This is a genomic window from Enterobacter cloacae complex sp. P42RS, assembly GCF_014930595.1.
In the GTDB taxonomy this organism is placed as follows: Bacteria; Pseudomonadota; Gammaproteobacteria; order Enterobacterales; family Enterobacteriaceae; genus Enterobacter; species Enterobacter bugandensis.
This window is the reverse complement of record NZ_JADBRK010000009.1, coordinates 13,002-25,938: the sequence shown is the minus strand read 5'-3', so window position 1 is coordinate 25,938 and position 12,937 is coordinate 13,002. Positions and strand designations below refer to the sequence as shown.

General features: G+C 61.1%; 13 protein-coding genes. 4 read left to right on the top strand and 9 right to left on the bottom strand.

Translation table 11 applies throughout. The features are described 5' to 3' along the window. Positions 1 to 9 precede the first annotated feature (9 nt). On the bottom strand, positions 10 to 1,005 hold the full coding sequence (locus IM314_RS12880; RefSeq protein ID WP_193359040.1) for an ABC transporter permease: 996 nt from the start codon (positions 1,003 to 1,005) through the stop codon (positions 10 to 12). Then, entirely contained in the window at positions 1,002 to 2,504 is a 1,503-nt protein-coding gene (locus IM314_RS12875) for a sugar ABC transporter ATP-binding protein (RefSeq protein ID WP_193359039.1), read from the bottom strand. Before IM314_RS12875 ends, IM314_RS12880 begins: the two co-directional genes overlap by 4 nt. 160 nt (positions 2,505 to 2,664) lie before the next feature. Between IM314_RS12875 and IM314_RS12870 the strand changes: the two genes are divergently transcribed. The 4 genes from IM314_RS12870 to IM314_RS12855 all read left to right on the top strand — a co-directional run bounded on the left by IM314_RS12870 (position 2,665) and on the right by IM314_RS12855 (position 5,419). Beyond that, positions 2,665 to 3,753, top strand: coding sequence for an oxidoreductase (locus IM314_RS12870; RefSeq protein WP_193359038.1), 1,089 nt, complete (start codon positions 2,665 to 2,667; stop codon positions 3,751 to 3,753). Between the two features lie 57 nt (positions 3,754 to 3,810). Then, positions 3,811 to 4,554, top strand: coding sequence for an SDR family NAD(P)-dependent oxidoreductase (locus IM314_RS12865; protein ID WP_193359037.1), 744 nt, complete (start codon positions 3,811 to 3,813; stop codon positions 4,552 to 4,554). Positions 4,555 to 4,737: 183 nt separating this feature from the next. Continuing rightward, the gene (locus tag IM314_RS12860; RefSeq protein ID WP_023303272.1) at positions 4,738 to 5,034 is read left to right on the top strand and encodes a type II toxin-antitoxin system RelE/ParE family toxin; all 297 of its coding nucleotides are present in this window, start codon (positions 4,738 to 4,740) and stop codon (positions 5,032 to 5,034) included. Beyond that, on the top strand, positions 5,015 to 5,419 hold the full coding sequence (locus IM314_RS12855) for a helix-turn-helix domain-containing protein (RefSeq protein ID WP_193359036.1): 405 nt from the start codon (positions 5,015 to 5,017) through the stop codon (positions 5,417 to 5,419). Before IM314_RS12860 ends, IM314_RS12855 begins: the two co-directional genes overlap by 20 nt. Here the strand turns inward: IM314_RS12855 and IM314_RS12850 are convergent. The 7 genes from IM314_RS12850 to entC all read right to left on the bottom strand — a co-directional run bounded on the left by IM314_RS12850 (position 5,416) and on the right by entC (position 12,756). Further along, positions 5,416 to 5,613: a YbdD/YjiX family protein gene (locus tag IM314_RS12850; RefSeq protein WP_006809671.1), complete on the bottom strand. Its 198-nt coding sequence runs from the start codon at positions 5,611 to 5,613 to the stop codon at positions 5,416 to 5,418. The genes IM314_RS12855 and IM314_RS12850 overlap by 4 nt on opposite strands. A 59-nt stretch (positions 5,614 to 5,672) precedes the next feature. Beyond that, entirely contained in the window at positions 5,673 to 7,778 is a 2,106-nt protein-coding gene (gene cstA, locus IM314_RS12845) for a pyruvate/proton symporter CstA (protein WP_017694336.1), read from the bottom strand. Between the two features lie 149 nt (positions 7,779 to 7,927). Continuing rightward, positions 7,928 to 8,341: a proofreading thioesterase EntH gene (gene entH, locus IM314_RS12840; protein WP_028012300.1), complete on the bottom strand. Its 414-nt coding sequence runs from the start codon at positions 8,339 to 8,341 to the stop codon at positions 7,928 to 7,930. Beyond that, the gene (entA, locus tag IM314_RS12835; protein WP_193359035.1) at positions 8,341 to 9,096 is read right to left on the bottom strand and encodes a 2,3-dihydro-2,3-dihydroxybenzoate dehydrogenase EntA; all 756 of its coding nucleotides are present in this window, start codon (positions 9,094 to 9,096) and stop codon (positions 8,341 to 8,343) included. Before entA ends, entH begins: the two co-directional genes overlap by 1 nt. Then, positions 9,096 to 9,950, bottom strand: a complete 855-nt coding sequence (locus IM314_RS12830) for an isochorismatase (RefSeq protein WP_193359034.1) — start codon at positions 9,948 to 9,950, stop codon at positions 9,096 to 9,098. Before IM314_RS12830 ends, entA begins: the two co-directional genes overlap by 1 nt. A gap of 10 nt (positions 9,951 to 9,960) precedes the next feature. Continuing rightward, positions 9,961 to 11,571 (bottom strand): (2,3-dihydroxybenzoyl)adenylate synthase EntE, encoded by a 1,611-nt coding sequence (entE, locus tag IM314_RS12825; protein ID WP_193359033.1) that lies wholly within the window; start codon positions 11,569 to 11,571, stop codon positions 9,961 to 9,963. Between the two features lie 9 nt (positions 11,572 to 11,580). Continuing rightward, entirely contained in the window at positions 11,581 to 12,756 is a 1,176-nt protein-coding gene (gene entC, locus IM314_RS12820; RefSeq protein WP_060573673.1) for an isochorismate synthase EntC, read from the bottom strand. Positions 12,757 to 12,937 lie beyond the last annotated feature (181 nt).

The following is a 12,937-nucleotide window of genomic DNA, read 5'->3' as shown; positions in this document are numbered from 1 at the left end:
GTTGTGTTGTCAGCGTTTTTGTATGTAGGTAATCGCCAGTGCCACTGCGAGCACCAGCCCTTTTATTATGTCCATGGCGTAATACGGCACGGAGAGCATCACCAGCCCGTTCGACAGCACGCCGAGGATCACCGCCCCCAACAGCGTGCCCAGCGCGTTCGGCTTGCCGGACCCGGCCAGCGAGAAGCCAATCCACGCCGCGGCCACCGCATCCATCAGATAACCGCCGCCCGCATTGACCTGCGACGACCCGATGCGGGAGGCCAGCAGAATGCCGCCCAGCCCCGCCAGCAGAGAGGCAATCACGTAGGCCGCCACCTTGTAGCGCGTGGTGCGAATGCCCGAGAGGCGCGCCGCTTCCGGGTTGCCGCCAATGGCATACATCCGGCGTCCGTGAGTGGTCAGCGACAGCCCCAGCTGCGCCAGAAGGGTCACCGCCAGCATGATGATGACGATGGTCGGCACCTGCCCCAGCAGGCTAAATGCCGCCGGAATGGTCCCTTCCGCCATGTCGCCGCTCGGCAGCACCATGTTCTCGGTAATCGACCCGCCGTAGCTGTAGGTCATCGCCACGCCCTGGATGACAAACAGGCTGGCGAGCGTCGCGAGCATGTCCGGAATACGCAGGATGACGATCAGGAAAGCGTTAAACAGGCCGACCAGCGTGCAGAGCGCGAGAGTGATTACAATCGACTCGGTGGTGCCGAAGCCGTGCCAGACGAAAAGCGAAATGACCAACGCGTTCGCCAGCGACGCCGTGGAGCCCACGGAGAGATCGAACCCGCCGACGGTCAATGAAATCGACACGCCAACGGCAATCACCGTCACGATGGCAATCGAGCGCAGAATATTGATGATGTTGTTCGGGTCGAGGAAGCTGTCCGACGCCAGGCCAAAGACGGCCACCAGCGCGACGACGGTCAGCAGCATGCCCCATTTATAGAGAAAATCGAAAAGTTGCTGACGGCCAGACGCCGCCGCGGTCACTGAAAGGGCCTTGCTCACGACGCCGTTCCTCCGGTTGAATAATAAAGTAGTGTCTCTTCACGGGCCTCGGCCCCGGCGATTTCCGCCACGATGCGCCCGTCCCACAGGACGCAGATGCGGTCGCACAGTCCCACCAGCTCGGCAAACTCGCCCGAGGCGTAAATGACCCCTTTGCCCTCGCGCGCCAGGCCGTCGATCAGCTGGAACAGATCGGTTTTCGCCTTCACGTCCACGCCTTTGGTTGGTTCGTCGAATATCAGCACGCTGGCGTCATTGCGCAGCCATTTACCGATGGCGACCTTCTGCTGGTTACCGCCGGAGAGACGTCGCAAAACCTGTCCGGGACCGCGGGCGCGAACGCCAACGCGGGCGATCACCTCCTCCGCCCAGCGCCACGCCTGGCGATGGCCGAACAGGCTCCAGCGCGAGAAGCTGTTATCGGCGCACACGGCAAGGTTCATGCTCACCGGCTCGTCGATAAAAATGCCCTCTTTGCGCCGCTCCTCCGGCACCAGCGCCAGGCCGCGCAGCACCGAGTCTGCCGGATCGCGCGGCTGCCAGGATTGATGATTCAGCTCACCGCGCGCCACGCGGCTTTTGCTGGCGCCAAACAGCGCCTTGCAGAGTTCGGTTTTCCCCGCGCCCGCCAGCCCGGCAATCCCGAGGATTTCGCCTTTGCGCAGGTGCAGGGAGATATCTTTCAGCAGCGCGTCGTCGTGCAGCCCTTCCACCCGCAGCAGCGTCTCTTCGCCGTGCGGCGGCCGCGCGGGCGGATAGATATCGCTCAGCACGTGGCCGAGCATCTTCTCGACGATCGCTTCGCCGCTAAGATCGGCCATCGGGCCGGACTCAATCAGCTTGCCGTCGCGCAGCACCGTCAGGGTGTCGCAGATGGCCTTCAGCTCGTGAATACGGTGGGAGATAAACACCACGCCGATGCCCTGCTGTTGCAGACGTCTTACCACCGCAAACAGACGCTCGCTCTCGTGCGCGTCCAGCGGCGCGGTGGGCTCGTCAAGAATCAAAAAGCGGCAGTGGTGGGACAAAGCGCGTGCCAGCAAAATCTGCTGCTTTTCGGCCAGCGAACAGCCGTCGATGGAGCGGCGAACGTCCAGCGTAACGTCGAGCTGCGCCAGCGCCTGCCGCGCCTGCTGACGAACGGTGCGCCAGCGGTAGCGGTGCCCCGGCTGCGCCAGCTGGTCGAGCATGATGTTCTCCGCAATGCTTAACCCCGGGATCAGCGCCACGTCCACCTCCTGCTGCACAAGGTGGATGCCCAGCCGTTTGGCGTCCAGCGGCTCGCGAATGTTTACCGGCTGGTTGTTAATGGAGATTTCACCTTCATAGTGGTCGTGCGTCCCACACAGCACCGCCATCAGCGTTGATTTCCCCGCACCGTTGGCGCCAGTCAGCGCATGCACCGACCCGCCGTTCAGCGTGAAGTCCACGCGCGTCAGCGCCTGAAAGCCGGAAAAGGCCAGGCTGATACCGCGCATCTCAAGGCGACTGGAAACCATCCGCGTAAATCCTTCATAACTCTTCTGATTTATCGAATTTTTCACAGCTCCGGTTGACTGACAACGACGGAAAAGGCATAAGATAAAGCGAAATATTATTAGCCATCCGGATGTCCAGACATAACATCGGGTTAGCGCTTGCGAAAAAAAGGACAACACCATGAGCAACACCGAAATCCGCGTCGTGCCCGGCCCAGCGAACTACTTCTCCCATTCCGGAAGCCTTGCGCATCTGAATGAGTTCTTTACCCCGGAACAGCTTTCCCGCGCGGTGTGGATCTACGGCGAGCGCGCAATAGAAGGCGCGCGCCCTTATCTGCCGCAGAGTTTTAACGCGCCGGGGGCGAAGCATCTGCTGTTTAAGGGCCACTGCAGCGAGCGCGACGTCACCCGTCTGGTGAACGAATCCGGCAGCGATGCCAGCGTGGTGATTGGCGTCGGCGGCGGCGCGGTGATGGATACCGTCAAGGCCGTGGCGCGCCGCTTAGGCGTTCCGTTCGTGGGCATTCCCACCATCGCCGCCACCTGCGCGGCGTGGACCCCGCTCTCCGTCTGGTACAACGACGCCGGTCAGGCGCTGCATTTTGAGATCTTCGATGACGCCAACTTCCTGGTGCTGGTGGAGCCACAAATCATTCTTAACGCCCCGGCGGAGTATCTGCTGGCGGGCATCGGCGATACGCTGGCGAAGTGGTACGAAGCGGTGGTGCTGGCACCTGAGCCGGAAACCCTGCCGCTGACCGTGCGGCTGGGCATTAACGGCGCGCTGGCGATCCGCGACGTGCTGCTGGAACACAGTGAGGAAGCGCTGGCCGACCAGCAGCGCGGCGAACAGACCCAGGCGTTCCGGGACGTGGTGGATGCGATTATCGCCGGTGGCGGGATGGTCGGCGGCCTGGGCGAACGCTATACGCGCGTGGCGGCGGCACATGCGGTGCACAACGGCTTAACCGTGCTGCCGCAGACGGAAAAATACCTGCACGGCACCAAGGTGGCCTACGGCATTCTGGTGCAGAGCGCCCTCCTCGGCCAGGACGACGTGCTGGCGCAGCTGGTGGCGGCATACCGGCGCTTTAACCTGCCAACCACGCTTCGCGAGCTGGACGTCGACATCAATAACCGCGACGATCTCGACAAGGTCATCGCCCACACGCTGCGCCCGGTGGAGTCGATTCACTATCTGCCGGTGACGTTAACGCCTGAGGCTCTGCGCGCCGCGTTTGAGAAAGTAGAATCCTTCCGCCGTTAATTGCGCCGACGGGCTATACCTAATGATGGTTCTCACCACTCTCGTAACGAGGTCATCATGCAGATCGATTTAACAGGTAAAAAGGCGCTGGTTACCGGCGCCAGCCGGGGGCTGGGTCGTGCGATTGCCCTGTCGCTGGCGCGCGCCGGTGCCGATGTGGTCATCACCTATGAAAAATCCGCCGATAAAGCCCAGTCGGTCGCCGATGAAATTAAGGCGCTGGGGCGGTACGGCGAGGCCATTCAGGCGGACAGCGCCAGCGCGCAGGCGATTCAGGATGCCGTCACCCATGCAGCACGTTCCCTTGGCGGGCTGGACATTCTGGTCAACAACGCGGGTATCGCGCGCGGCGGCCCGCTGGAGTCCATGACCCTGGCGGACATTGACGCGCTCATCAACGTCAACATTCGCGGCGTGGTGATCGCCATTCAGGAAGCGCTGGTGCACATGTCCGACGGCGGGCGCATTATCAACATCGGCAGCTGTCTGGCCAACCGCGTGGCGATGCCGGGTATTGCCGTTTACTCGATGACAAAGTCTGCCCTTAACTCCCTCACCCGCGGCCTGGCGCGCGATCTGGGCCCGCGCGGTATTACCGTTAACCTTGTCCACCCCGGCCCCACCAACAGCGATATGAACCCGGAAGACGGCGAACAGGCGGAAGCCCAGCGCCAGATGATCGCGGTCGGTCACTACGGCCAGCCGGAAGACATCGCGGCGGCGGTCACCTTCCTTGCCAGCCCGGCCGCCGGGCAGATCTCCGGCACAGGGCTGGATGTCGACGGCGGGTTGAACGCCTGATCGCAAATTTCCTGAAAGCCTCTGTCGCCCGGCAGAGGCCTTGTCGAGCCGCCTCGATGTTTCGCTTTTTACCGCTTACTTCCGTTTTATGTCCGCTCTACAGTACCCCATAAGAAATTCGGAATTTATCTAATAGTCTTATTATTTCCTTATAATTTGTGTGGGCGTACAGTGGAGGTACGGATGAAGATTGTCTGGTCAAAGAATGCAAAGAAAGAGTTTTCCAAAATCGATGGCCGATATCAGCGAAGAATCAAAGCAAAACTTGCTGAGCTGGACGATCGCTCAGCTCCCCGGCCCGATATCAAAAAAATATCGGCAACAGAAAATCATTTTCGGCTACGCGTTGGCGATTACCGCATTCTGATTACACTTCGGGACGATCCCGATAACCATTGTTATGTTTTGGCCGTCAAGCGCAGAACATCAACGACCTACCTTCACGAGGAGAAAGCCCCCTATGGCTGTTCAGCTAATTAAGGACGATGAGGGAAAAGCGCAGTACGTCGTTATTCCCTATGATGAATACTTTCGTATGTGCTTACAGATGGCAGAAATTGACGACGAAACCGATGATGATCTAGAGGATATTGAAGTCGAACACGATTGTTATGATGACGTAGGATTACCTGGTGAAGTGTGCGACATCATGCATAGCGAGAATGTCAGCCTGCAGGCCGCGTGGCGTATCCTGCGCGGGCTATCCCAGCAGGAGGTGGCGGAAAAACTCGGCATGAGCCAGTCCGCCGTATCACAGCTGGAAGCGCTGGACTCCCGTCCGCAAAAGCGCACCCGCGAAAAGCTGGCGGCAATTTATGGCTGCAAGCAGGAGCAAATCAGCCTCTATTTACCGAAAGAGGGTTAACAGCACTTCGCCCCGCCCTTGCCGCCGTAACGGGCGTCCTGGCGGTCGCGGAAAAACTCTTCGTAGGTCATCGGCGTCTGGTCCGGGTGGTTGACGCGCATATGCTCGACGTAGTTATCGTAATCCGGCACGCCAATCATCATTTTGGCGGCCTGGCCCAGGTACTTACCTGCTTTGGAGAGGGTGTCGAACATCATTCTGGTCTCACTGGAAATGTAGGCCGGGTAAGCGCTAGCGCCACCCGGCACACAGGTTAATGCGCCCCTTTCGCCTGGGTCACAATCTCGTCCAGGTTTTCAGGCATCGGCTCGTACGGCGTCTCTTTCGCCGTCGGCGTGTCGACCTTCAGCGCCGCCAGCGCGGTTTTCAGAGAATACAACGCCAGCACCACAACCACCACCATAAAGAAGATGGTCAGTCCGGCATCCAGACGGTTGTTGAACACCAACTGAGACAACTGCGATTCGGTGTACTGCGCCGGGATCTTGCCGCTGTCGATCATCGCCTGGAACTTGTTGGCGATCGCCAGGAAGCCCACCTTATTGTCCGGGCTGAAGGCTTTTTGCCAGCCCGCCGTCAGGGTACAGATTAGCAGCCAGGCGGTTGGCACCAGCGCCACCCACGCGTAACGCTGGCGCTTCATCTTGAAGAGCACCACCGCGCAGAGCATCAGCGCCATGCCCGCCAGCATCTGGTTGGCGATACCGAACAGCGGCCACAAGGTGTTGATCCCGCCCAGCGGATCGACCACGCCCTGATGCAGGAAGTAGCCCCACGCCAGCACGCATAGCGCCGTCGCCAGCAGGTTAGCCGGGAGCGAATCGGTCCGCTTCAGGTTCGGGGAGATCACCCCCAGCAGATCCTGCAGCATAAAGCGCGCCGCACGGGTTCCCGCATCCACCGCCGTCAAAATAAACAGCGCCTCGAACAGGATGGCGAAGTGATACCAGAACGACACGTCCATCAGCCCGCCCAGCGCGCCGTGGAGAATGTAGGCCATGCCCACCGCCAGCGTCGGCGCCCCGCCCGCGCGGGAGATAATTGACTGCTCGCCCACCTCATTAGCGATATGCGTCAGCGTTTCCGGGGTAATGGCAAAACCCCAGCCGCTCACCACCTGCGCGGCGGACGCTACCACGTCAACGGTGCCAGCCGGGGCCAGTACCGCCATCGGGCTGTTCATCGCAAAGTAAACGCCCGGATCAATAATGCAGGCGGAGACCAGCGCCATAATCGCCACGAAGGACTCCATCAGCATGCCGCCGTAGCCAATCAGGCAGGCCTGATTTTCATTCGCCAGCATCTTCGGCGTCGTCCCGGAGGCGATCAGCGCGTGGAAGCCCGACACCGCACCGCAGGCGATGGTGATAAACAGGAACGGGAACAGGTTACCAGTCCAGACCGGGCCGGTACCATCGATGAATTTGGTCAGCGCAGGCATGGTCAGGGTCGGGCGCATAATCAGAATGCCGATGGCCAGCCCGACTATGGTGCCGATTTTCAGGAAGGTTGAGAGATAATCGCGCGGGGCCAGCAGGAGCCACACCGGCAGCACCGCCGCCACAAAGCCGTAGCCCACCAGCATCCAGGTCAGCTGCACGCCGGTAAAGTCGAAGAATGGTGCCCAGGTCGGGCTTTCCGCCACCCAGCCGCCGGAGATAATCGCGAACACCAGAAACACCAGGCCAATCACCGACACTTCACCGATGCGTCCCGGGCGCAGGTAGCGAATGTAAATCCCCATAAACAACGCCAGCGGAATGGTAAAGGCGACCGTGTAGGTTCCCCACGGGCTGTGGGTCAGCGCTTTCACCACGATCATCGCCAGCACCGCGAGGATGATCACCATGATCATAAAGGTCGCCACCAGCGCAATCACCCCGGCGGTTGCCCCCATCTCCTCTTTCACCAGTTCACCCAGCGAACGTCCGTCGCGGCGGGTGGAGACGAACAGCACCATAAAGTCCTGCACCGCCCCCGCCAGCACCACCCCCGCGAGGATCCAGATCATCCCCGGCAGGTAGCCCATCTGCGCCGCCAGCACCGGCCCCACCAGCGGGCCTGCACCGGCAATCGCCGCGAAATGGTGACCGAACAGCACTTTTTTATCAGTCGGCACGTAGTCCAGCCCGTCGTTGTGGCGCACGGCAGGCGTCATGCGTGTGCCGTCTACGCCCAGTACCGTCTTTGCGATATAGCGGCCATAAAAACGGTACGCAATGAGATAAATGCAGACGGAGGCGACGACGATCCAGAGCGCATTGATCTGCTCCCCCCGGTTGAGGGCGATATAGCCCAGGGCAAAGGCTCCCACAACGGAGAGCACCGCCCACGTAAGGTATTTCCCTGAGTTGTTCATAGTTGTTGTCCGTTGTTGTGAAACAGTGAGATGTTACATTTTGTTTCTAGAACAACGGATAAAATTTAACAACTTTGAAACGCAATAATGCGTGGTCAAACCAGAGATTTACACCACAGTGTTAAGCCGATCACTTTCAGCTGAATGGCCTACCCCAGCACCATCGTGCTCAACCGACAGGTACAGCACCGCCGCCCCTGCTCGTCGAATACCACGATCTCCCAGCTCTGGCTCGAACGCCCCAGATGCAGCGGCTGACACACGCCGCGCACCTTACCGTGAGAGACCGCGCGGTGGTGCGTGGCGTTCAGCTCAGTGCCGACCACGCTCTGCCCGTCGCGGGTCATCAGAAAACCGGCCATTGAGCCCAGCGTTTCCGCCAGCGCCGCCGAGGCGCCGCCGTGCAGCAGGCCAAACGGCTGATGGGTACGGGCATCCACCGGCATCTCCGCTTCCAGCGTGTCGTCTCCGAGGCGGGTATAGACAATGCCCAGGTGCGCCACCAGGGTGTTCACGCTGGTGGCGTTCAGTTCTTCAAGCGATAAATGACGTTTCCAGATCATTACGCCCCCAGCGTGGAGCCGCCGTCCACCACGATATCCTGCAGGGTAATATGGCTGGCGGCATCGGACGCAAGGAATAGCACGGTGGCGGCAATTTCCCGCGGACGGGCAATTTTGCCGAGCGGAATGCCGAGCTTGAACTGCTCGCCAAAGCCGCGAATGCGCTGCTGCTCCGCATCGTCGCTTTTCCACAGGGTGCGCTGCATGTCGGTGTCCGTTGAGCCCGGCGACACCAGGTTACAGCGCACGCCGCTGCCCGCCAGCTCCAGCCCGACGGTCAGCGCCAGGCTTTTCAGCGCCGCCTTCGACGCGCCGTAGGCGCTCATCCCGATGCGCGGGGTATGCGCCGCGTCGGAAGCTACGGTCACTATCGCCCCGCCCTGCTGACGGCGGAACTGGCCCATCGTCTGCTGAAACATGTTAAACGCGCCGCCGACGTTAACCGTAAAGGTTTGCTGCCAGTCCTCCTGCGAAAGCTCGTCCGTCGCGCCCATGCGCAGAATGCCCGCCGCGTTAACCAGCACGTCGAGGCGCTCAAGGGTGCCGAGTAAACGCCCGCAGACGTCGCCCACCTGCGCCGCGTCCGCCACGTCCAGCGTTTCGGTGGCAAACGGATAATCGTCCTGCGGGAAGGCCAGATCGAACCCGGTCACCCGCGCGCCCGCCTCCACAAAGGCCAGCGCGGTCGCATAGCCAATACCTTTACCCGCGCCCGTTACCCAAACCGTTTTACCGGTAAAATCGAGCTCCGCCATCACTTCACCTCACGGGAGAGCAGCGCCCACCAGGCGTCAAGGGTCGGATTTTTCGCCAGCATCACGAAGTCGATGTCGCCGTGCACCTTCCGCCAGCGGGCGGCCAGCGCCATCATGCGCACCGAGTCCAGACCGTAGTCGATCAGGTTTTCGTCATCCATCGGCTCGTCGGACTCGTCCAGCAGCGGCAGGATCAGCGCGCGCAGCGCGGCTTTCGTTGCCGGAACGGACGGCAGCAGCTCGTCGGTCATCACCACGCGGCCAGAACGTCCTGCCACGTATTTCAGCGACATCAGGTGCTCGTCGCGGGTGAAGTCCGCCAGCGCGTCGGCGATAAAGAACGGCTTGATGTCGCGCATAAAGGCGTCGGTAGCGGTGGTCATGCAGCCGATATGGGCATAAACGCCGGTAATCAGCAGCTGGTTGCGGCCGGTCTCTTTCAGCATCTGCTCCAGCGGCGAGCGGTGAAACGCGCTGTAGCGCCACTTCACCAACACGGTGTCCGCTTCGTCCGGCGTCAGTTCAGCCACGATGCGCTGCTGCTCCGGCGAGCGGGTCAGGCCCGGCCCCCACATGTCGTTCAGCAGGGCACGGTCTTCATCGCTCTGCTCTTTCGGCTGCGCGGTGTAGTACACCGGGATATTGTGTTCTTTGCAGTACGCGCGAAGTTTAGCGATGTTCGCCACCACCTGCTGCATCATGTCGCTATTTTCGCCCCAGAAGTTCAGGAAATACTCCTGCATATCGTGGATCAGCAGCGCGGCGCGCTCTGGCTCAAACGCCCAGTTGACCTTGTTGGTCGGCAGCTCTGTGGCGGTTGGCAGCGCGTAAGCGGTTAATTTTGGAATGGCCATACTCTGTTCCTCAGCCCCGGGCGCGTTCAGCAAGCCACAGGCGCAACTGTTTCTTATCAACTTTGCCGACCGGCGTGAGCGGAAGCGCATCTACGCTCTCCACGCGGTCCGGCAGCTTAAATTCGGCAACGCCCTGCTCGCGCAGGAAGCGACGCACCTCAACCGCACGCAGGGGCTGTTTCACCACCAGATACGCACAGCTTTTTTCGCCCAGCAGGCTGTCCTCCATGCTCACCAGCGCGGCGTGGATCACCGCTTCGTGGCGCAGCAGCAGGTTTTCGATCTCTTCGGCGGCAATCTTTTCGCCACCGCGGTTGATCTGATCTTTCTCGCGCCCCTGCACGGTGATGTAGCCCTGCTCATCGATGGCGATCAGATCGCCGGAGCAGTAGAAACCGTTGGCATCAAAGGCGCTGGCGTTGTGCTCCGGGCTGTTGAAATAGCCGCGGAAGGTGTACGGGCCGCGCGTCATCAGGCGTCCGACTTCCCCGCGCGGGAGCGGATTGCCGTCCTCGTCCGCCACCCACACCTCGTCATCAGGGCACATCGGACGGCCCTGAGTGTTGATGATGCGTTCCGGCATATCGTCGAGGGCGGTGTAGTTCACCAGCCCTTCCGCCATACCGAATACCTGTTGCAGCTGGCAGCCGATTTCCGCCGGAATGCGCGCCGCGAGCGTGGCGGAGAGGCGTGCGCCGCCCACCTGGAGCAGCTTGAGGGATTTCAGCTGCGCGTTCCCCGCGCCGTCGGCAATCGCCTGCAGCCAGAGGCTCACCGCCGGAGGGACCAGCGACGTCACGTTGATCTGATGCTGCTCAATCAGCGGGAAGCAGAGCGTGGCGCTCGGATCGTTCGCCAGCACCACGCAGCCGCCCGCCGTGAACACGCCTAACGATCCCGGTGAGCTCATGGCGTAGTTATGCGCCGCGGGAAGCGCGTTCAGATAGCGGGTGTGCGCAGTGATGCCGCAGATTTCATTGCTGCGGCGGATGCTGTAGTCGTAGTCGTTGTGCGTACGCGGGATCAGCTTCGGCGTGCCGGTGCTGCCGCCGGAGAGCTGGAAGAACGCCACCTCGTCTGCGGGCGTCGGGTTGGGGATGAAGTTGTCCGCCGGGCGCGCAATCGCCGCTTCCAGCGCATGTTCACCCTTATCGCCGCGCAGCAGCACGGCGCGAACCGAGCGGTGTTCATCCACAAAGGTATTGAGAAAATCATCCCCCGCGAACAGGGCATGTTGGCGATCGGCGATCAGCACGGCGGGTTTGATCTGGGCGGCGTAGGCGTTCAGCTCGCTGCGCTGATGGCTAAAGAGCGCGTTGACCGGCGCGACGCCGATTTGCAGCAGCGCGAAGAAGGTGATGTAGAACTCGGCCACGTTGCCAAGCTGCACCAGCGCCGTCTCGCCGCGATGCAGCCCCTGTGCCTGAAGGGCGAACGCCAGGTTGTTCACCGCCTGATTAAACGCGCGGTAGGTGATGCGACGATCGCCGTTAATAATCGCCACGGCATCGCTGTCCGCATGGTCCGTCAGGATGTGGGTCAGCGGCAGATCCTGCCAGTAGCCTTTTTCGCGGTAGCGGCGGGCAAATTCCTCAGGCCAGCGGGTAAAAGGGATGGTCATGTGTATTCCTTAGTGCAAACCAAACACGTTGAGCATGGTGGAGAGCTTCACGCCCGTCTCGCGCCACTCGCCCACCGGCGAGGAGGCAGGCACAATGCCCGCGCCGGCAAACAGGCGAACGGTATTTTCGTGAAGACGCGCGCAGCGGATGGTCACCACCCACTCGCCGTTGCCTTCGCTGTCGCACCAGCCGACGATGCCGCCGAACAGCTCACGGTCGAACGGCTCCAGCTCGGCAATCAGTTCTTTAGCCGCCTGATGCGGGAAGCCGCTCAGGGCCGGGGTCGGATGCAGCAGGCAGGCCAGCGTCAGGGCGTTTTCGTTCTCGCGCGCGTCACCTTCAACCGGCGTCGCCAGATGCCACAGCGTCGGCGTGGTGATGAGCTGCGGGGAAGACGGCATGCTCAGATGATGGCTGCGCGGCGCCAGAATGGCCTTCATCGCCTGGGTCACCAGGTCGTGTTCGTGGCGGTCCTTTTCGGAGGCCAGCAGTTTATTGCCCGCCTCGCGATCCAGCACGTCGTCCGGCTGGCGGCGCGCGGAGCCTGCCAGCGGCAGCGAGCTAAAGTGCCTGCCCTCTTTGCGCAGCAGCAGTTCCGGGCTGGCACCGAGCAGCACGCCGCCGTCTTCCAGCGGCACGTGGAAGTTAAAGCTCGCCGGGTTCTGAGCGATCAGACGCTCCAGCAGCGCGCCGCTGTCCATTTTTTTGTCGGTGGCGATATCAATCAGGCGCGACAGCACTACCTTATTCACCTGCGGCGTGGCGGTGAGCGACGCGGCGCGCGCGACCATCTCTTCAAAAACGGGCTGAGCGGGGATCTCGGTGCGCTGTTCCACCTTCAGCGCCTGCGCGCCGGAGAAATAGCGTGCGGACTGCTGACGCGCGGGACGGGAAAACGTCTCCCAGCGTTGCGGAATAAACAGCGAAGACGGCTTGCGGGTATCGAACGGGATGGCCCCTACCATGACGGGATGGGCGATGCCGCTGGCTTTCGCATCCCGGAAAGCCTGGGCTAATTTCTGCTGGAACTGCCCCGCCGGATCGTCGCCGCCGACGGCAGGTTCAGAGAATCGGGCAAAACAGCCTGAGGTGGTAAAACTGCGGTAAGGCGACATAAAGAAAAAGCTGTCTGATTGCAGCGTGGTCGCGGTGTGCTGAACTTCCTCAGCCAGGGACGTGTCCATATCATCCTCCTTAAAATGATAAAAGAAGCAATAATGATTATCATTTATATTTTCGTCGGCTAACCTAATCCCACAGCGCCCCGCTGTCAACCGTCGGGCCATTAACTTCTGCGACAAACGCTTGCATCCCTTCCCGGCAACCATGAAAATGAGAAGCATTATCTTCAATAAAAACAGGATG